Annotated in this window: 16 protein-coding genes and 2 pseudogenes; 14 read left to right on the top strand and 4 right to left on the bottom strand. The window is 63.2% G+C overall.

Going from position 1 to position 19074, the window contains the following annotated elements; all coding sequences use genetic code 11:
• Window positions 1-97 precede the first annotated feature (97 nt).
• From bioB to alr, 6 genes are read left to right on the top strand one after another with little or no spacing between them, the layout of a single operon-like run.
• Entirely contained in the window at window positions 98-1084 is a 987-nt protein-coding gene (bioB, locus tag ACK4R0_RS05945) for a biotin synthase BioB (RefSeq protein ID WP_409672221.1), read from the top strand.
• Window positions 1081-1332, top strand: a complete 252-nt coding sequence (locus ACK4R0_RS05940) for a hypothetical protein (protein ID WP_409671695.1) — start codon at window positions 1081-1083, stop codon at window positions 1330-1332. The genes bioB and ACK4R0_RS05940 overlap by 4 nt, the downstream gene beginning before the upstream one ends.
• Window positions 1329-2195 (top strand): alpha/beta hydrolase, encoded by an 867-nt coding sequence (locus tag ACK4R0_RS05935; RefSeq protein ID WP_409671693.1) that lies wholly within the window; start codon window positions 1329-1331, stop codon window positions 2193-2195. Before ACK4R0_RS05940 ends, ACK4R0_RS05935 begins: the two co-directional genes overlap by 4 nt.
• The gene (locus tag ACK4R0_RS05930) at window positions 2174-4171 is read left to right on the top strand and encodes a biotin carboxylase N-terminal domain-containing protein (protein ID WP_409671690.1); all 1998 of its coding nucleotides are present in this window, start codon (window positions 2174-2176) and stop codon (window positions 4169-4171) included. The genes ACK4R0_RS05935 and ACK4R0_RS05930 overlap by 22 nt, the downstream gene beginning before the upstream one ends.
• Window positions 4172-4194: 23 nt before the next feature.
• Window positions 4195-5802 carry an MFS transporter gene (locus ACK4R0_RS05925; protein WP_409671687.1) on the top strand — a complete coding sequence of 536 codons (1608 nt, stop codon included), beginning with the start codon at window positions 4195-4197 and terminating at the stop codon, window positions 5800-5802.
• Window positions 5803-5824: 22 nt separating this feature from the next.
• A complete protein-coding gene (gene alr, locus ACK4R0_RS05920) occupies window positions 5825-6850 on the top strand; it encodes an alanine racemase (RefSeq protein ID WP_409671684.1) in 1026 nt (341 codons plus the stop codon).
• Window positions 6851-6983: 133 nt separating this feature from the next.
• Here alr and ACK4R0_RS05915 read toward each other — a convergent pair whose 3' ends face one another.
• Window positions 6984-8156: an acetyl-CoA C-acetyltransferase gene (locus ACK4R0_RS05915; RefSeq protein ID WP_409672218.1), complete on the bottom strand. Its 1173-nt coding sequence runs from the start codon at window positions 8154-8156 to the stop codon at window positions 6984-6986.
• A gap of 51 nt (window positions 8157-8207) precedes the next feature.
• A complete protein-coding gene (locus tag ACK4R0_RS05910) occupies window positions 8208-9248 on the bottom strand; it encodes an alpha/beta fold hydrolase (RefSeq protein ID WP_409671681.1) in 1041 nt (346 codons plus the stop codon).
• A 73-nt stretch (window positions 9249-9321) separates the two neighbouring features.
• On the opposite strand from ACK4R0_RS05910, the gene phaR reads away from it, so the two are divergent.
• The 3 genes from phaR to rnr all read left to right on the top strand — a co-directional run bounded on the left by phaR (window position 9322) and on the right by rnr (window position 14010).
• Window positions 9322-9915 carry a polyhydroxyalkanoate synthesis repressor PhaR gene (phaR, locus tag ACK4R0_RS05905; protein WP_409671678.1) on the top strand — a complete coding sequence of 198 codons (594 nt, stop codon included), beginning with the start codon at window positions 9322-9324 and terminating at the stop codon, window positions 9913-9915.
• A gap of 96 nt (window positions 9916-10011) precedes the next feature.
• The gene (gene proS, locus ACK4R0_RS05900) at window positions 10012-11544 is read left to right on the top strand and encodes a proline--tRNA ligase (protein WP_409671675.1); all 1533 of its coding nucleotides are present in this window, start codon (window positions 10012-10014) and stop codon (window positions 11542-11544) included.
• A 174-nt stretch (window positions 11545-11718) separates the two neighbouring features.
• Window positions 11719-14010 (top strand): ribonuclease R, encoded by a 2292-nt coding sequence (rnr, locus tag ACK4R0_RS05895; RefSeq protein WP_409671672.1) that lies wholly within the window; start codon window positions 11719-11721, stop codon window positions 14008-14010.
• Between the two features lie 6 nt (window positions 14011-14016).
• On the opposite strand, the gene ACK4R0_RS05890 is transcribed toward rnr, so the two are convergent.
• Window positions 14017-14472, bottom strand: a complete 456-nt coding sequence (locus ACK4R0_RS05890; protein ID WP_409671669.1) for a universal stress protein — start codon at window positions 14470-14472, stop codon at window positions 14017-14019.
• Window positions 14473-14634: 162 nt separating this feature from the next.
• On the opposite strand from ACK4R0_RS05890, the gene ACK4R0_RS05885 reads away from it, so the two are divergent.
• The 5 genes and pseudogenes from ACK4R0_RS05885 (at window position 14635) to ACK4R0_RS05865 (ending at window position 18934) form a co-directional block, all read left to right on the top strand.
• Window positions 14635-15939: a pyruvate dehydrogenase complex dihydrolipoamide acetyltransferase gene (locus tag ACK4R0_RS05885; protein ID WP_409671666.1), complete on the top strand. Its 1305-nt coding sequence runs from the start codon at window positions 14635-14637 to the stop codon at window positions 15937-15939.
• Window positions 15940-15952: 13 nt separating this feature from the next.
• Window positions 15953-16315 (top strand): annotated as a pseudogene (locus tag ACK4R0_RS05880) (endonuclease domain-containing protein); the annotation flags it as partial.
• Between the two features lie 142 nt (window positions 16316-16457).
• Entirely contained in the window at window positions 16458-16853 is a 396-nt protein-coding gene (locus ACK4R0_RS05875; protein WP_409672257.1) for a hypothetical protein, read from the top strand.
• A 5-nt stretch (window positions 16854-16858) separates the two neighbouring features.
• Window positions 16859-18253, top strand: coding sequence for a dihydrolipoyl dehydrogenase (lpdA, locus tag ACK4R0_RS05870; protein WP_409671664.1), 1395 nt, complete (start codon window positions 16859-16861; stop codon window positions 18251-18253).
• 15 nt (window positions 18254-18268) lie between these two features.
• On the top strand, window positions 18269-18934 hold the full coding sequence (locus ACK4R0_RS05865) for a hypothetical protein (protein WP_409671661.1): 666 nt from the start codon (window positions 18269-18271) through the stop codon (window positions 18932-18934).
• 36 nt (window positions 18935-18970) lie between these two features.
• On the opposite strand, the pseudogene ACK4R0_RS05860 reads toward ACK4R0_RS05865, so the two are convergent.
• Window positions 18971-19074: pseudogene (locus ACK4R0_RS05860) on the bottom strand (IS5/IS1182 family transposase); the annotation flags it as partial.

Genomic DNA, 19074 nt, shown 5'->3' with positions numbered 1-19074 from the left:
CACCCCCACCCGTTTGTCCCGAGCGAAGTCGAGGGACCTTAAGCATACGTGTCTCGACTTCGCTCGACACAAACGGAGATTTTGAGTGACCGCCGAAATGAAAACCGACTGGACCCGCGAAGAAATCACCACGCTGTTCGACCTGCCGTTCAACGACCTGATGTTCGAGGCGCAGAGCATCCACCGCGCGAACTTCCCGCGCAACGAGGTGCAGCTCTCCACGCTCCTGTCGATCAAGACCGGCGGCTGTCCGGAGGATTGCGGCTATTGCAGCCAGTCCAAGGATGCCGAAAGCGGCGTCAAGGCGACCAAGCTGATGGACGTGCAGGCGGTGCTGCAGGCTGCAGCGCAGGCTAAGGATCACGGCTCGGGCCGGTTCTGCATGGGGGCAGCCTGGCGCAACCCCAAGGACCGCGACATCCCCAAGCTCGCCGCGATGGTCAAGGGCGTGCGCGAGATGGGCATGGAAACCTGCATGACCTTGGGGATGCTGACCGCTTCGCAGGCCAAGCAGCTCGCCGATGCGGGGTTGGATTACTATAACCACAACATCGACACCGCGCCCGAGAACTACGCCAACGTCATCACCACCCGCACCTTCGAGGACCGGATGGAGACGCTGGACAATGTCCGGTCGGCGGGCATCAATGTGTGCTGCGGCGGCATCGTCGGCATGGGCGAGACCCGGTCCGACCGCATCGGCTTCATCCATGCGCTCGCCACCATGCCGCACCCCGAAAGCGTGCCGATCAACGCGCTCGTCCCGGTCAAGGGCACGGTGCTGGGCGACATGCTCGCCGATACGCCGCTCGCCAAGATCGACGAGATCGAGTTCGTCCGCACGGTGGCTGTCGCGCGCATCACCATGCCGCAATCGATGGTGCGGCTGAGCGCGGGCCGCGAGAGCATGTCCGAAAGTTGCCAGGCCTTGTGCTTCATGGCGGGCGCGAACAGCATCTTCACTGGCGATAAACTGCTCACCGCACCCAATGCCGGCGACGACAAGGACGGCGCGCTGCTCGCCAAGCTCGGCATGAAGGCGATGGCTGCGCAGCCGCATGGGCATCTGGAGGCTGCGGAGTGAGCTTTGCCAGCCAGCCGACAATGAGCCTACCCGCAAAGCTTGGATGCTTTGCGGTTGGCCTCGTCTTGGTTGGCCTCAGCATGCTTTTTTTGACGGGCGCAGCCATGGGACATTGCGCGCCTGAAGCAGACGGCAGCGGTTGCGAGTATGACAGACTAATCAAGTTCATGATGTTCCCTGGTTTTCCGATCGCGTCAGTCGTATTCATGGTTTGGTTTGTTCGTCGTCTGATGCGGGGTGACGCGTGATCCGATCACTCGCTACCCTGCTAGGTATCGTGCTCGCCTGCGCTGCGCCCGTCGCTGCGCAGCCGGTGCCGATCACCATTGGCGAGACGCACGTGCTGGCGTCGAAGCCGCTGGCGCAGGCGCGGGTGGTCAACGTCTATCTGCCCGCGGGTTACGTGACATCGGGCAAGACCTATCCCGTACTGTATCTGATCGACGGCGGGCTGGATCAGGACTTCCTCCACATCGCAGGCACATCTGCGCATGGCGCGCTTTGGGCCCAGTCGCAGGACGTGATCGTCATCGGGATCGCTACCATGGATCGCAGGCGCGAACTCACCGGGCCGACGCAGGACGCCGCGCTGCTCAAGGAGTTTCCGACCGCAGGCGGTTCGGCAGCGTTCCGCGCGTTCATCCGCGACGAGGTCATGCCGATGGTCGCCAAGAGCTACCGCACCTCGGGCGAGTCCGGAGTGATCGGGGAATCGCTCGCCGGGCTGTTCATCCTCGAGACCTATCTCACCGAGCCCGACCTGTTCGATCATTATGCCGCGATCAGTCCCAGCCTGTGGTGGGATGACGAGCGGCTGGCCAAGGCGTCAGACGCTCTGCTCGCGAAGCCTTCGTCCAGACCGCACCGGCTGTATTTGACGATCGCCAACGAAGGCCGCGAGATGCAGACCGGGATCGATCGGCTGACCGCTGCGCTGGGTGCCAGCAAGCGCTCCGGCCAGGACTGGTGCTACGCGCCGCGCCCCGATCTGACGCACGCCACCATTTACCACAGCGTCTCTCCTGAGGCGCTCCAGTTCCTCTTCCCAACTTCGGTCGAGCAAGACCCAAAAAGTGGATTTGACTTATCATGCCAATCACTAAAATCCTGATCGCCAACCGCGGCGAGATCGCCTGCCGCGTCATCCGTACCGCCCGCAAGATGGGCATCAAGACGGTCGCGGTCTATTCGGACGCTGACGCGCGCAGCCCCCATGTAGAGATGGCCGATGAAGCCGTGCACATCGGCCCGTCGCCTGCCGCGCAGTCCTATCTGCTCGCGGACAAGATCATCGAGGTGTGCAAGGCGACCGGCGCGGATGCGGTGCACCCCGGCTATGGCTTCCTGTCCGAGCGCACCAGCTTTGCCGAGGCGCTGAAGGCCGCCGGGATCACGTTCATCGGCCCACCCCCGGGCGCGATCGCCGCGATGGGTGACAAGATCGAATCCAAGAAGCTGGCATTGCGGGCTGGCGTCAATGTCGTCCCCGGCTTTGTCGGCGAGATCGATAATACCGAGCATGCGGTGCGGATTTCCGAAGAGATCGGCTATCCGGTGATGATGAAGGCCTCGGCCGGCGGCGGCGGCAAGGGCATGCGGCTCGCCTATAACGAGCAGGACGTGCGCGAGGGCTTCGAGGCGACCAAGCGCGAGGGACTCGCCAGCTTTGGCGATGACCGCGTGTTCATCGAGAAGTTCATCCTCCAGCCGCGCCATATCGAGATCCAGGTGCTCGGCGACCAGCATGGCAACATCGTCTATCTGGGCGAGCGCGAATGCTCGATCCAGCGTCGCCACCAGAAGGTGGTCGAAGAAGCGCCATCGCCTTTCGTCACGCCCGAAATGCGCAAGAAGATGGGCGAGCAGGCGGTCGCGCTGGCACGCGCGGTGGGCTATTACAGCGCGGGCACGGTCGAGCTGATCGTCTCGGGCGCGGACACCACCGGCGAAGGCTTCTACTTCCTCGAGATGAACACCCGGCTTCAGGTCGAGCATCCCGTGACCGAGCTGGTCACCGGGCTCGATCTGGTCGAACAGATGATCCGCGTCGCCAATGGTGAGCCGCTGGGCTTCACCCAGGAAGACATCAAGCTCACCGGCTGGGCGGTCGAGAACCGGGTGTATGCCGAAGACCCTTATCGCGGCTTCCTGCCCTCAATCGGGAGGCTGGTGCGCTACAACCCGCCCAAGCAGAAGAAGGGCGTGCGCGTCGACGATGGCGTCGAAGACGGCGGCGAGGTCTCGATCCATTACGACCCGATGATCGCCAAGCTGATTACCTACGGCGACACGCGTCTCGAGGCGATCGACCGGCAGATCACCGCGATCGACCGGTTCGAGCTCGAAGGGCCGGGGCACAACCTCGATTTCGTCTCGGCGCTGATGCAACATCCGCGCTTCCGTTCGGGCAACATCACCACCGGCTTCATTGCCGAAGAGTATCCCGACGGGTTCCACGGCGCGCCCGCATCGCCCGAACTGCTCCAGCGGCTCGCGGCGATTGCCGCGTTCATTGCCACTGCCGAGGCCGACCGGAAATTGCGTGTCAGCGGTCAGCTCGGCAACCGACTGACCCCGCCGTCCGAATGGCGCGTGCGCCAGGGCGATATCGCGATGGAAGTCTCGGTCAGCGAGGACGCGATCATCGTCGATGGCGAGGTCGTCGATATGAGCATGGGCTATACCCCCGGCGACCGCATGGCGATCGCGGACTTCGGCGACGAGGATGTGAGCGACGAGCTCGCGGTCAAGGTCCAGCGCACCCGCACCGGCTTTGCGCTGACCGCGCGCGGCGCGACGCACCGCTTCGAGGTCTTGCCCGCGCATGTTGCGCAGCATGCCCGCCACATGATCGAGAAGGTCCCGCCCGATCTGTCGCGCTTTCTGCTCTGCCCGATGCCCGGCTTGCTGGTGAAGCTGCACGTTGCCGAAGGCGACAAGGTCCAGGTCGGCCAGCCGCTGGCAATCGTCGAAGCGATGAAGATGGAGAACATTCTGCGCGCCGAAAAGGCGGCCACGGTCAAGACGATCAGCGCTGCCGAAGGGGATAGCCTTGCTGTCGATGCGGTGATACTCGAACTCGAATAGGGACGCATTTGGGGAGATGCTGGATGGCCGCAACGGTCGCAGCAAACGGGGGTACCATCGCGCCGAGCAAGTCGGATATCCGGCTGGTCATCGGCGCATCATCGCTTGGCACCATTTTCGAATGGTATGATTTCTTCATCTACGGCACGCTCGCCGCGATCATCGGGCGGACGTTCTTTCCCAGCGGCAACGTCACGCTCGAGACGCTGCTGGTGTGGGCGGGGTTTGCCGTGGGCTTCGGTTTCCGGCCGTTGGGCGCGATCCTGTTCGGTTTTCTGGGGGACCGGCTGGGCCGCAAATACACCTTTCTGGTCACTGTGACGTTGATGGGCATCGCAACCGCCGGCGTCGGCCTCATCCCCTCAGCCGACAGCATCGGCTATGCCGCGCCGATCATCATCATCCTGCTGCGCATCCTGCAAGGCCTCGCGCTGGGCGGTGAATATGGCGGCGCTGCGATCTATGTCTCCGAACACGCCCCGCCGGAGAAGCGCGGATTCTACACCAGCTTCATCCAGGCCAGCGTCGTCGGCGGCTTCGTGCTCAGCCTGATCGTCGTGCTGGGCTGCAAGGCGATCATGAGCGATGCGGTGTGGAACGACTGGGGCTGGCGCGTGCCTTTCCTGCTCTCGCTGCTGCTGCTCGCGGTATCGTTGTGGATGCGGCTCAAACTCTCGGAAAGCCCGGTGTTCAAGGCGATGAAAGCCGAAGGCGAGCTCGCCGGCAACCCCTTCGTCGAAAGCTTTACCTATCCCGGCAACAAGAAGCGGCTGTTCGTGGCGCTGTTCGGCATCGCCGCGGGTCTCACCGTGATCTGGTACACCGCGATGTTCTCGGCACTCTCGTTCCTCAAGGGGCCGATGCGGGTCGATGATACCGCAGCCGAGATCATCGTCGGCGGTGCGGCCTGCATCTCGATGCTCTTCTATATCTATTTCGGCTCGTTGTCGGACAAGCTTGGCCGCAAGAAGCCGATCGTCTGGGGCTATGCGCTGACCCTGGTGCTGGTATTCCCGCTATTCTGGCTGATCGGCAGCGTGGCCAACCCCGCGCTCAATGCGGCGATGGAGCGCGCGCCAGTGATCATATCGGGACCCGATTGCTCCTATTCTCCTTTCGCCAAGGAGCAGGAAAGCGATTGCGCCAGGCTGCTCGCACAGTTCACCGCCAAGGGGGTGGGCTATACGCTGACGCAGGGGCCGCGGGTCGCAGTCAAGATTGGTGACGTCATGGTAGACGACACCAGCAGCGAAGGCGTCGATGCTGCGCTGGCGGCTGCGGGATACGACTTTACCCCCAGGGTGCCGCCCATGGCCAGCATCGCGGTGATCGTGCTGGCGCTGGTGGGGCTGGGCGCGCTCTCGGCTGCGACCTATGGCCCGGTGGCGGCGCTGCTGTCCGAGATGTTCCCACCGCGGATCCGCTACAGCTCGATGTCGATCCCCTATCATTTCGGCACCGGCTATTTCGGTGGGTTCCTGCCCTTCATCGCCAGCTTCATCATTGCCAAGACCGGCAATCCCTATTCGGGGCTGTGGTACACCTGGGGCGTGGTGCTGATGGCATTCCTGGTCAGCATGGTCTGGCTGCAGGAAACCCATAAGCCGGGAGTGGAGCCAGAGCATCCCTGACCCTTCACACATTGGCGCCAACATGCGGCTGGTCCTCGATGGTGCGGCGCTGGTTTCCAACTGGCGTGCCCTCGACAGGTTGAGTGGCAGCGCGTCGGCAGGCGCTGCGGTAAAGGCCGATGGCTACGGCCTGGATGCGCGCGAGGTGGTCGCGCGACTTTCCGCGGCGGGCTGCCGGGATTTCTTCGTCGCGCATTGGGCCGAGGCACGCGCCCTGGCCGGGTTGGTCGATCCGGCACGCATATCGGTGCTGCATGGGATCGCGCCGGGCGAGGAAGCGGCCGCGCTCGCCACGGGAGCGGTCCCAGTGCTCAACAGCGCCGATCAGATCGCGCGCTGGCGTTCGATGGGCGGCGGGACATGCCACGTCATGATCGACACCGGGATGGGGCGCCTCGGGCTCGACTGGCGCGACGATGTCGCGGGATTGTGCGCGGGGCTGGATATCGATCTGTGCATGAGCCACCTCGCCTCTGCCGATGAGGACAGTGCGCAGAATGAGGCGCAGCGCCTGCGGTTCGATGAGGTCCGAACCGGGGTGAGCGCCCGCCGTTACAGCCTCGCCAACAGCGCAGGGATCGCGCTGGGCAGCGACTATCACCTTGATTGCACCCGGCCTGGCCTTGCGCTTTATGGCGGGATACCCTGTGCGAGGGTGGCCGGGATCATCAACCCCGTCATGCGGATCGAGATACGAGTGCTGCAGGTCCGGCAGATGCAGGCGGGCGACAGCATCGGCTATGGCGCGACGTTCACCGCGCCTACCGCGATGCGCACCGCGACGCTGGCGCTGGGCTATGCCGATGGCTTCAAGCGCGCGTTGTCGGGTGTTGGCGGATTCAGTTGCAACGGCATTGGGCTGCCCTTGCTGGGGCGTGTTTCGATGGACCTCACCTGCATCGATATCAGCGATGTCCCGGCGGTGGGTGAGGGCGACTGGATCACCGCCGATTTCGATCTGCCCTGCCTCGAAGCCGCGACCGGGATCAGCCAGTATGAATGGCTGACCCAGATCGGACGACGTTTCGAGCGGGTTTGGGTGGATTAAGTCGCCCCCCAAAATGACATTCCATTCATCGTCACCCCCGCGAAAGCGGGGGTCCCGCTTGTGCGCCGCTGGAAGCGCAGTAGCGGGATTCCCGCGTTCGCGGGAATGACGAGGTATAGGGACTATCTGCCGTTTACCGCTCGATGCACACCGCAATGCCCATGCCGCCGCCGATGCAAAGAGTCGCTAGGCCCTTTTTCGCATCGCGGCGACCCATTTCGTAGAGCAAGGTCGTCAGCACGCGCGCGCCGCTGGCGCCGATCGGGTGGCCGATCGCGATCGCGCCGCCGTTGACGTTCACCTTCTCGGGATCCCAACCCATTTCCTGCGTGACCGAGAGCGCCTGCGCCGCAAATGCCTCGTTCGATTCGATCAGGTCGAGGTCGTCGACGCTCCAGCCCGCCTTGGCAAGCGCACGGCGGCTGGCCGAAACCGGGCCGATGCCCATCAGCGCGGGATCGACACCCATCGACGCCCAGCTGGCGATGCGGCCTAGCGGGGTAAGGCCGCGTTTGACCGCGTCTTCCTCGCGCATCAGCACCAGAGCCGCCGCGCCGTCATTGAGCCCGCTGGCATTGGCGGCGGTGACGGTGCCGTCCTTCTTGAACGCGGGCTTGAGCCCTGCGACGCTCTCATAAGTGGCGCCAGCGCGGATGTACTCATCATCGGTGACGGTGACATCGCCCTTGCGGCCCTTGATCGTGACCGGCGCGATCTCGTCGAGGAACCGACCATCGGCGCGTGCTTTTTCCGCCAGATTCTGTGAACGCACCGCAAAGCGATCCTGCGCCTCGCGGGTGATCTGGTATTTCTCGGCGAGGTTTTCGGCGGTCATGCCCATATGATACTGGTTGAACACGTCGGTGAGGCCATCATAGACCATGGTATCGACAAGTTTCATGTCGCCCATCTTCTGTCCGGCGCGCAGCATCTGGCAGTGCGGCGACATCGACATGTTTTCCTGACCGCCCGCGACGATGATATCGGCATCGCCGGTGGTCAGCGACTGGAAGCCCAGCGCCACCGCGCGCAGGCCCGATCCGCAGACCTGGTTGACGCCATAGGCGGGGACCTCCTTGGGGATGCCTGCATTGATCGATGCCTGGCGCGCCGGGTTCTGGCCCTGGCCAGCGGTCAGCACCTGGCCCAGGATCACCTCGGACACGTCTTCGCCGGTGATGCCCGATTGCTCGAGTGCAGCCTCGATCGCAATGCGGCCGAGCTCGTGCGCGGGGGTGGCGGCATAAGCCCCCAGAAAGCTGCCGACAGGGGTCCGCTTGGCAGCGGTGATGACGATGTTGGACATATCGGGGGTCTCCATTTTCAGGTGATGCCACTGTGGTGAGCGGGTTGTTCTCTAGGTAGGCGCTTCGTGGCTCAGAATCCATCGTTTCAGCATCGGCCATAGGCGTTTGGGCGCGCTGCTGCCGACGACCATGCCGACATGGCCGGATGCCAGCACCTGCCGTCCGGGAAGATCGGGCGAACAGGCCAGAGGCACGATGGCATCGCTTGCCGAGGAGAATTCCATGATCGGGCCGCTAACATTTTGTGCGCTGATCGACACCCCGCCAACGGTCCAGTTTGCCGTGCCGGTGATGTTGTCACCGTACAGGCGCTCGAACAGCTGCGCACCCAGCGCGAAGGGCAGCGGTTCGCCTCCATTGGCCCAGTCCTCGATGGCCACGAAGCGCTGCGCCTCGGCGCTGTCCGGCTCCATCGCGCCGAATTTAAGATACTTCTCGACCAGCTTGTCGGGCGAAAGCGTCCAGAAGCCGTGCTGCATGACCTCCATCGGCACCAGCCCCATTTGCTCGCATGTCGGCCGGTGGTGGGCCCACATGCGACCGAGCTCTGCCCTGCGCTTTGCGTCGTAACCGCTGAACTTCCAGGGGGTGGCGATCAACGTCAGGCTGCGGACATCGATATGGCAGGCCGCGGCCATCGCGACCAACCCGCCAAGGCAATAGCCGACCAGATGTACCGGGCCAGGTAGCAACTGCAGCAGTGGCAGCAACCGATCCATCGCCAGCGTGTCCAGCGTGTCGTCCCGGTCCGCAGGCGTGGTCGCCCCCCAGTCGACCAATGCCGACTCGATGCCATTGCGCGCCAGCCAGCCCATCAAGGACGAGTCGGCATCCATGTCCAGCACCTCGGGTGCATTGATCGGGGAGGGCACGAACACGACCTTCGGGTCACCCACCCGGGCAACTGCCAACGGCGGCCTGGCAATGACGCTGCGCAGCATCGTCTTGCCGTGGTGCAGCAAAACATCCCCTGCAGGGCGTTTGAAGCTGCGGTCGGCACGGTCGTATCGGTCAAGCGCTTGCAGCACCTGCAGCAGGCACGCCGGGTCGTCGCCAAGTTGCTGGCGGGCCAGTGCAAGGAAAAGCGGCAACGGACGGGGCGCATGTTGCAGTGCACTATGATGCAGTGCTACAGTGGCAGCGCTTTTATCGGGAGATGCGCGCATGGCCAAGTCTGGCACCTCGGATTCGGATGATGTCATCATCATCAAAAAATACGCCAACCGCCGTCTGTATAACACCCGGTCGTCGAGCTATATCACGCTCGACTTCTTGGCCAAGCTGACCCGCGAAGGCAAGGATTTCCAGGTGGTCGATGCCAAATCCGGCGACGACATCACCCATAACATTCTCACTCAGATCATTATGGAAGAAGAGTCGAGCGGCCAGCAGATGCTTCCGGTCGGCTTCCTGCGCGAGCTGATCTCGATGTACGGCAATTCGATGCAGTCGATGATCCCGCAATATCTTGAAGCCTCGATGGATGCCTTCCGCAAGAACCAGGAAAAATTCCACAGCGCGATGGAAGGCAGCATCAAGAACAGCCCGTTCGCGCAGCTCGCCCGCCAGAACCTGGCGATGTTCGAAGCCGCATCGAGCGCCTTCACTCCGCGCAAGGACAAGGGTGCAAGCACACCGTCGGAGCCGGGAACGTCAGTCGTGACAACGGCGCCATCGTCGGACGACGAGATCGCACAGCTCAAGGCGCAACTGTCCGCCATGCAGCGCAAGATCGACGATCTCGTCGACAAGAAGTAAAGCCCACCCGGTCCGCTATTGAACGGGTGATTGCGCTATCGATCGCGCTGGCCTAGGCACGCGGCCTTGTTTGAGTGCATCAGGATCGAGCTTAAAGTGACCAAGAAAAACGCGCTGCCCGTCACCCGGCAGGAAGACTTTGCCGCATGGTACCAGGCGGTGATCCAGGAAGCCGATCTCGCCGAGGAATCGGGGGTGCGCGGGTGCATGATCATGCGTCCGTGGGGCTACGGCATCTGGGAGCGTATCCAGATGCTGCTCGACCGGCAGATCAAGGAAACCGGGCACGAGAACTGCTATTTCCCGCTGTTCATCCCGCTGAGCTATTTCGCCAAGGAAGCCGAGCATGTCGACGGCTTTGCCAAGGAGATGGCGGTGGTCACGCATCACCGGCTCAAGATGCACGACGGCGCACTCGTCGTCGATCCCGAGGCGAAGCTCGAAGAGCCCTTGGTTATCCGTCCAACATCGGAAACGATGATTGGCACTGCATTCTCGCGCTGGCTGCAGAGCTGGCGCGACCTGCCGATCATGGTCAACCAATGGGCCAATGTCGTTCGCTGGGAAATGCGCACTCGGATGTTCCTGCGCACATCGGAGTTCCTCTGGCAGGAAGGCCACACCGCGCACGAGAACGAGGCCGATGCGGTCGCCGAGACGCTGACCATCCTCGCGATGTACCGCGATTTTGCGCAAGGCGCGCTGGCGATGCCGGTGATCGCGGGTGAAAAGCCCGAGAACGAACGTTTCCCCGGTGCGGTCGCGACCTATTCGATCGAAGCGATGATGCAGGACGGCAAGGCGCTGCAGGCGGGCACCTCGCATTATCTGGGTCAGAACTTCGCACACGCGCAGAACATCCGCTTCCAGGACCGCGAAGGCCAGTTTCAGTTCGCGCACACCACCAGCTGGGGCGTTTCGACGCGCCTGGTCGGCGGCGTCATCATGACGCATGGCGACGACGACGGCCTCAAGGTGCCGCCGCAAATCGCACCGCACCAGATCGTCATCGTGCCGATGTTGCGGGAGAATCCCGAAGACGAAGCGCTGCTCGCCTATTGCGCCAAGATCCGCACTGCGCTGATCGACTCATCGGCATTTGGTGAACCGCTGCGCGTGCTGATCGACAAGAAGGCGGGCAAGCCTGGTCCCAAGCGCTGGGGCTGGGTCAAGAAGGGTGCGCCGATCATCCTCGAGATAGGCGGGCGCGATGCTGCCGGCGAACAGGTGACGATGCTGCGCCGCGATTCTCTGTACGACGAGGACGGCAAGCTCGCCAACCAGGCGATGCACTGGGAATCCTTTGTAGGCCAGGCCCCGGCGCTGCTCGACCAGATCCAGACCTTGATGTTCTGCGCCGCCAAGCAGCGGCTCGATGGCCAGGTGCGCAGCGATGTCACCGACATGGAGGGCCTCAAGGCGCATTTCGACGGCAGCAAATATCCCGGCTGGGTCGCGGTGGACTGGTGCCGCCCGACCGGCGAGGCGCTCGACAAGGTCGTCGAGCAGTTGAAGGCGCTGAAACTCACCATCCGCAACACCCCGGAAAACTCGGCTCCGGCAGGCGAGACCTGCTTCTTCACCGGCGGTGCTGCGGTCGAGCGTGTGCTGCTCGCCCGGGCCTATTAATTTGACGCTGGCGCATACGTCCCTCGACTTCGCTCGGGAACGCGGCAAGGGTGATTTCTGATCTTAACCCTTCCCCGTCTGTCCCGAGCGAAGTCGAGGGACGTACGCGCCCGACCTGCCGTTACACTAACGAAGCTTATGGTCCCCGCGCAGTGATGCCCCTATAGCGGCACGATGAAAACCCACCGCACCGCCAAATCGGGCGCAGGCCATACGGGCATGCCCAATCGCGAACAGATTCTCAAGTTCATCACAGAGTCGTACGAGCCTGCTGGCAAACGCGAGATCGCCAAGCATTTCAAGCTGAGCGGCGCCGAGAAGATTGCGCTCAAGGCGCTGCTCAAGGATATGGCCGACGAGGGCCTGATCGACAGCGCGCCGGGCCGCGCTTTCCACAAGATGGGCGGGCTGCCCAAGGTCACCGTGCTCAAGATCATCGAGGTCGATGGCCGCGAACTCATCGGCGTTCCCGACAACTGGCAGGCCGAGGGCATGCCCGCCCCCAAGGTGCGCATTTCCGAGCGGGGTCGCTCGGGCGCGCTGGCGGTCGGCGACCGTGTGCTTGCTCGCACCGAAGAGGCAGGCGGTGGTTACCGCGCCTTCGTGATGAAGAAGCTGCAGCGCGCAGGCGAGCAGTTGCTCGGCGTGGTCCAGCGCGACGAGGGCAGCGGCAAATTGTGGCTCAAACCCGTCGACAAGCGCGTCCGCCGTCTGTTTCCGATCTCCGATGCCGGCAAGGCCGAGGTAGGCCAACTGGTGATGGCCGAACAAAGCGGGCTGCGTGATCGCGTTTCGGCCAAGGTCACCGAGGTGCTGGGCGAACCTTTCGCGCCGCGCTCGTTCAGCATGGTCGCAATCCACAAATTCGGGATCCCGGTGGAGTTTTCTGCCGAGGCGATCAGTGAAGCTGAGCTCGCATCAAAGCTGCCATTGACGATCGATGCGCGCGAGGACCTGCGCCATCTGCCGATCGTCGCGATCGATCCGGTCGATGCGCGCGACCATGATGATGCGATCTGGGCGGCACCCGACGACAACCCCGCCAATCTCGGCGGGTTCAAGGCGATCGTCGCGATTGCCGATGTCTCTTTTTACGTCCGCCCCGGCGGCGAGATCGACCGGTCGGCACGCAAGCGCGGCAACAGCGTCTATTTTCCTGACCGCGTCGTGCCGATGCTGCCCGAAGTGCTCTCGGCGGACATGTGTTCGCTGAAAGCCGGGCAGGACCGCGCGGCGATGGTCTGCCATCTGGTGATCGATGCCAACGGCAAGCTCAAGGACTGGCGCTTCTCGCGCGCACTGGTGCGGCTGGCGGCGAACATCGCCTATGAAGATGCGCAGGCGGCGATCGACGGAGAAAAGCCTCACGACCTGACCGAAACCGCGCTTCGTCCGCTCTGGGCATGTTGGAAGCTGCTTTACAAGGCGCGGGGCGCGCGTGAGCCGCTCGATCTCGATCTGCCCGAGCGGCGGATCGTGCTCGATGACGCAGGTCGCATCGTCAGCGTGGCGACCCGCGAGCGGCTCGACGCGCACCGGCTGGTCGAGGACTTCATGATCGCCGCCAACGTTGCTGCGGCCAAGGCGCTCGAGGGCAAGAAGGCGCCGGTGGTCTACCGCGTCCACGAGCCGCCGTCGCGCGAGAAGCTGGTGGCGCTCAAGGACTATCTCGAGACTTTCGAGATTTCGTTCGCGCTGGGGCAGGTGGTGCGGCCAAGCACGTTCAACGCTATTCTTGCCAAGGTGACCGACGAGACGATCAGGCCAATGGTCATGGAGCAGGTGCTGCGCAGCCAGACCCAGGCCTATTACGGCCCGCGCAACATGGGGCATTTCGGGCTGTCGCTTGGCTCTTATGGCCATTTCACCAGCCCGATCCGCCGCTATGCCGATCTGTTGCTGCACCGCGCTTTGGTCGATGCCTACAAGCTCGAGCAGCCCGCGCCCCGCAACAACGATTTGCCGCCGACCACGGGATTGAGCGAGCACGACGCCGCCTCGCTCGACCGGATCTGCCAGCTGATCAGCAGCTATGAGCGCCGCGCGATGGAGGCAGAACGCGAGACGGTCGACCGTTATGTCGCAGCCTTCCTCGCCACCCGCATCGGCGAAGTGCACAAGGTGCGCATCACCGGGGTGCAGAATTTCGGCTTCTTTGCGACGATCGAGGAGTTCGGCGGCGACGGGCTGGTGCCGGTCTCGACGCTGGGGGCGGAACGGTTCTGGTACGACGAGAAGGCGCAGACGCTGACCGGCGAAACGACCGGCGAGCAATATGCCATCGGGCAAAGGCTTGAGCTGCGTCTGGTCGAGGCCGATCCCATCACCGGGGCGATAAAGTTCGAGCTGCCCGAGGGCGGCAATTTCGTGCGCGAGCCCTATCGCGGGCGCAACGACGGCAAGCCCAAGCGTCCACCGATCAAGCGCCGCGGACGCCCCGGCAACATCCGCCACCAGAGCCGCTAGGGCGCGTCAGGACATCCGGTCGACTTCCGCGTCGGTGAGGCTGCCAGGCACGATCGTCAGCGGGCAGGGCAGGGCTCCGGCATCGGTGCCTGCGAAATGCGTGATCAACGGGCCCGGCGCACCGCTGGCCGCAGCACCCAGCACCAGCATCGCAAGATCGGGACATTCGACCATGTAATTGCGGATTTCCCGGGTTGCATCGCCCATGCGGACGGCAATGACCGGTCGCTGGCCCATCTCGTCGAACAATGTGCCGGCGGCATCGGCGACCATGGTTTCGGCGCGGCTGCGCGCCTCGTCCTCGATCGTGGCCTGAACGCCGCCCCAGGCAACGAAATCCTGCTTGGGCACCAGCGCCAGGATGTGCACTTGCCCGCCGGTATGCTGCGCCCGGCGCGAAGCAAAGCGCAGCGCGGTCAGCGCCTCGCTGGTTTCATCCATGATGACCAGATATACCCGCATAAAATCGCTGCCCCGTTTGCTGCGCACAAGAGTGCGCCAATTTGACGGGTGTGGCAAGGGCATGCCCCCTTGACCCTACGGACCCCTTGACCCAACGGACCTAACCGTCGAGAACGGCCCCCGTTATCGAACTGGCGCACCTGAATCGGGGGAAAACACCCAATGCCCATCAATCTTAAAATGCCCGCCCTGTCGCCCACCATGGAAGAGGGGACTCTGGCCAAATGGCTGGTCAAGGAAGGCGACAGCGTCGCATCCGGCGACCTGCTCGCCGAGATCGAGACCGACAAGGCGACGATGGAGTTCGAGGCGGTCGACGAGGGCGTGATCGCCAAGATCGTCATCCCCGAAGGCACCGACAATGTGAAGGTCGGCGAGGTCATCGCGATCATGGCGGTCGATGGCGAGGATGCCGGCGAAGCCAGTGCAGCGCCCGCCAAAGCGGAAGCGCCGGCGGCTGAAGCTGCGGCAGAGCCTGAAGCAAAGGCTGAGCCCGAAGCGAAAGCCGCGCCTGCGCCTGCTCCCACGCCGACATCGGCCCCAGCTGCATCGGACGACGACCGGATCAAGGCCAGCCCGCTCGCCAAGCGCATTGCTGCCGACAAGGGTATCGATCTGTCGACGATCAAGGGCACCGGCCCCGGCGGCCGCATCGTCAAGGCCGATGTCGAGGATGCCAAGCCCGGCGAGGCGAAGGCCGCCGCTCCTGCAGCGGCGCCGGCGCCGACCACAGCCGCTCCGGCTCCGGCTCCCGCCGCAGCCGCGTTCGAGACCGACATTCCGCACGAGGAGACCAAGCTCTCCAACATGCGCAAGACGATCGCGCGCCGCCTGACCGAGGCCAAGCAGACGATCCCGCACATTTACCTCACGCTCGATGTTCAGCTCGACAAACTGCTCAAGCTGCGCGGCGAGCTCAACAAGGCGCTCGAGGCGCAGGGCGTCAAGCTCTCGGTCAACGACCTGCTGATCAAGGCGCTCGCCAAGGCGCTGATCCAGGTGCCCAAGTGCAATGTCAGCTTCGCGGGCAATACGCTGATCAGCTACACCCGTGCCGATATCTCGGTCGCGGTCAGCACCCCTGCGGGCCTGATCACCCCGATCATCGTCGGTGCCGAGACCAAGGCCGTCGGCGCGATCTCCACCGAAATGAAGGAACTTGCCGGTCGCGCCAAGGAAGGCAAGCTCCAGCCGCACGAATATCAGGGCGGCACCGCGAGCCTGTCCAACATGGGCATGTTCGGGATCAAGCACTTCGAGGCCGTGATCAACCCGCCGCAGGGCATGATCATGGCGATCGGCGCGGGTGAGAAGCGGCCCTATCTGGTTGACGACGCGCTCGGCATCGCCACCGTGATGAGCGCCACCGGCAGCTTCGACCACCGCGCGATCGACGGCGCCGACGGCGCGCAGCTGATGCAGGCGTTCAAGGAACTGTGCGAGAACCCGCTGGGGATGCTGGCGTAAGGCGTTCTGGCTGATGGCGCGCGATCTTCAAAGTCCCTCTCCCCTCGCGGGAGAGGGGTTGGGGAGAGGGGGGCGGCGCGGCAGCGACGCTCCTGCGCAAACCGCTCCATCAACCGCAACCCTGCGCACCCGCGCCAAGGCAATGCGCAGTGAACCCACCGATGCGGAACTGAAACTCTGGCAGATCCTGCGCGGGAAGCGCCTCGCCGGGTTCAAGTTCAAGCGGCAGGTGCCGATCGACCGCTATATCGCCGATTTCGTGTGCTTTGCGCACCGGTTGATCATCGAGGCGGATGGGTCGCACCATGTCGAGAACGCATATGATGCAACACGCGATATCTATCTTCGCGGACAGGGATTCACCGTGCTGCGGTTTTCGAACTACGATATTCTGACGAACGATGAAGGGGTGGGCGAGATGATTTTGGGGGCGTTGCATGGCGACGAGCAGGCCATTGAGGCCTGTTCGTCGCGCCCCCGCACCCCAACCCCACACCCCCAAGGGGAGAGGGGCCAAGATGACCATCCTCATCTTCCTCTTCCGCCGCCTTTTACTGCCAACCGCGATTGCCACGATCGTCGGGCGGTTCGCGTTCAATATCGCCCAGACCGGGGCGCTGAACATTTCCGAGACGTTCTTCGATGCTGCCGATGCATTCTACACCGTGGTGATGGTGTTCATCATCCTGGTCGCCACCGCGCTCGTCGCGCTCGGGCTCGCGAAGCTCAACGCGCACCCGCTCCTGCGCATCCCCGTCCTGCTCGCCACCGCCGCAGGCAGCGGGTTTGCGCTGGTGTTGTATCTGACCGAAGTTGTCGCTTATGCAGAGCTTGTCTATGCCCCTGCGGTGGCATGCTGCATCGTGTGGATGCTCTGCAATCTTGATCTGATGAAACGCGCTAAGAAGGGCTGAGAACCATGGCTGAAACATTTGACCTGATCGTGCTGGGTTCCGGCCCCGGCGGCTATGTCTCGGCGATCCGAGCCGCGCAGTTGGGCCTCAAGGTCGCGATCGTCGAGCGCGAAAAGCTCGGCGGCATCTGCCTCAACTGGGGCTGCATCCCCACCAAGGCGCTGCTGCGCACGTCCGAGATCTTTCACTACATGACCCACGCGGGCAATTACGGCCTCACTGCCGACAAGGTGGGCTATGAGCTCGACAAGATCGTCGCGCGCAGCCGGCAGGTCTCGGGCCAGCTCAACGCCGGCGTCAAGGGGCTGATGAAGAAGAACAAGATCACCGTGGTCGAAGGCACCGGCAAGCTGACCGGCAAGGGCAAGCTTTCTGTCACCCAGGGCGACCAGACCCGCGAGCTCGAGGCGAAGGAGATCATCGTCGCCACCGGTGCGCGCGCGCGCGACCTGCCGTTCGCCAAGGCCGATGGCAAGCACATCTGGACCTATCGCCACGCGATGACCCCGACCGAAATGCCGAGCAAGCTGCTGGTCATCGGATCGGGCGCGATCGGCGTCGAGTTCGCCAGCTTTTACTCCGACATGGGCGCGGACGTCACCATCGTCGAGATGCTCGACCGCGTGCTACCGGTGGAAGACGCCGATGTCAGCGCGTTCATGGAAAAGGCGCTCAAGAAGCAGAAGATGACGATCCTCACCGGCGCGGGCGTCGAGGCGCTGACCGACACCGGAAAGGGCGTCACCGCCAGGATCAAGACCAGGGACGGCAAGAGCGAGGAACACCAGTTCAGCCACGCGATCGTCGCGATCGGCATCGTGCCCAACACCGAGGATATCGGGCTCGAGGCGCTGGGCGTCGAGACGAACCGCGGCCATATCGTGGTCGATGGCTTCGGCCAGACCAACGTGCCGGGCATCCGCGCGATCGGCGATGTCACCGGCCCCCCCTGGCTGGCGCACAAGGCGAGCCACGAGGGCATCATCGCGGTCGAACATATCGCGGGCAAGAACCCGCACCCTTTCGAAACCTGGAACATCCCGGGCTGCACCTATTCGCGCCCCCAGGTCGCCAGCGTCGGCCTCACCGAGGCCAAGGCCAAGGAAGCCGGACACGAGGTCAAGGTCGGCAACTTCCCCTTCATCGGCAACGGCAAGGCGATCGCGCTGGGCGAGGCCGAAGGGTTCATTAAAACGGTGTTCGACGCCAAGACCGGCGAGCTATTGGGCGCGCACATGATCGGCGCGGAAGTGACCGAACTCATCCAGGGCTATGTCATCGCTCGCCAGCTCGAGACCACCGAGGAAGAGCTGATGCACACGGTCTTCGCGCATCCCACGCTGAGCGAGATGATGCATGAGGGTGTGTTGTCAGCTTATGGGCGTGCGGTGCATTTTTGAGGGGTGCGCTTCGGCATGACTTGGACAATCGTCAGGACAGTTGGCAAAATCGCTCTACTTTTTGTCCTGACGATTATTGCGGCTGCATTCATTGGCCTCTGCGTTCTTACATATTTTCCACAGTCGTTCTCGCTTCATAATCGGACAGTTAACGAGCGTCAGTTCATCGCAATTTCTGAATATGGCCAGCCAGATCTCGCACAGGTTCGTGCGTTCGAATCGGCTCATGGACTGAAACCTGAAACTCGGGGTGGGTTAAGACTTTCAATCTTTGAATGGCCAGATTGGCAATATCTTGTTTCTATTGATCAATTGGCTGATGGGACGGCGAAAGGTGTGTTGCATTCCGCAGCTTATAATGGCGCGGGTCCAGGTTTTGAGCAGGAATTCTCGTTGAATGAGAATGAAGCGAGCCTGCTATTTGAATCTTTCGATCATCAGATCGATGGGTTTGGAGGATCGACTGAGGGGTGCACCGACGGTACTGGGTTTACTTTTGAACGTTGGGATAACGGGCGCGTAAAGGGGGGCGGGGGCAATGCGGCTTGCCAGCGTCATTACGCAGAATTGATGAGTTTGGTTGCCGAGACACTAGTAGTGAAACTCAACGACGTGCCATTTGAGTGGCAAAGTTGGTTTGCAGCCAACAGATACCTGACCCTCCGTGCTGTTGGCAAGTAAGGGCAAAATGATCGATCAACTAGGGTCCAGACTCGTTCAGAGCCAGAACGCGATGGCGGCAGCGAGGCTCACGGCTGACAGGAAGTTGCGGGCGAGCTTGTCGTAACGGGTGGCGATGCGGCGGAAGTCCTTGAGGCGGC

This window comes from Blastomonas sp. (assembly GCF_046294995.1).
In the GTDB taxonomy this organism is placed as follows: domain Bacteria; phylum Pseudomonadota; class Alphaproteobacteria; order Sphingomonadales; family Sphingomonadaceae; genus Blastomonas.
The sequence above is the reverse complement of the archived record's forward strand: the minus strand, read 5'-3'. Positions and strand labels throughout refer to the sequence as shown.

Bases quoted from the DNA above. Each gene is read 5' to 3' on its own strand.
- bioB (WP_409672221.1), top strand. From the start codon at position 98: ATGAAAACCGACTGGACCCGCGAAGAAATCACCACGCTGTTCGACCTG.
- ACK4R0_RS05930 (WP_409671690.1), top strand. From the start codon at position 2,174: ATGCCAATCACTAAAATCCTGATCGCCAACCGCGGCGAGATCGCCTGC.
- ACK4R0_RS05925 (WP_409671687.1), top strand. From the start codon at position 4,195: ATGGCCGCAACGGTCGCAGCAAACGGGGGTACCATCGCGCCGAGCAAG.
- alr (WP_409671684.1), top strand. From the start codon at position 5,825: ATGCGGCTGGTCCTCGATGGTGCGGCGCTGGTTTCCAACTGGCGTGCC.
- ACK4R0_RS05915 (WP_409672218.1), bottom strand. From the start codon at position 8,156: ATGTCCAACATCGTCATCACCGCTGCCAAGCGGACCCCTGTCGGCAGC.
- phaR (WP_409671678.1), top strand. From the start codon at position 9,322: ATGGCCAAGTCTGGCACCTCGGATTCGGATGATGTCATCATCATCAAA.
- rnr (WP_409671672.1), top strand. From the start codon at position 11,719: ATGAAAACCCACCGCACCGCCAAATCGGGCGCAGGCCATACGGGCATG.
- ACK4R0_RS05890 (WP_409671669.1), bottom strand. From the start codon at position 14,472: ATGCGGGTATATCTGGTCATCATGGATGAAACCAGCGAGGCGCTGACC.
- ACK4R0_RS05885 (WP_409671666.1), top strand. From the start codon at position 14,635: ATGCCCATCAATCTTAAAATGCCCGCCCTGTCGCCCACCATGGAAGAG.
- ACK4R0_RS05875 (WP_409672257.1), top strand. From the start codon at position 16,458: ATGACCATCCTCATCTTCCTCTTCCGCCGCCTTTTACTGCCAACCGCG.
- lpdA (WP_409671664.1), top strand. From the start codon at position 16,859: ATGGCTGAAACATTTGACCTGATCGTGCTGGGTTCCGGCCCCGGCGGC.
- ACK4R0_RS05865 (WP_409671661.1), top strand. From the start codon at position 18,269: ATGACTTGGACAATCGTCAGGACAGTTGGCAAAATCGCTCTACTTTTT.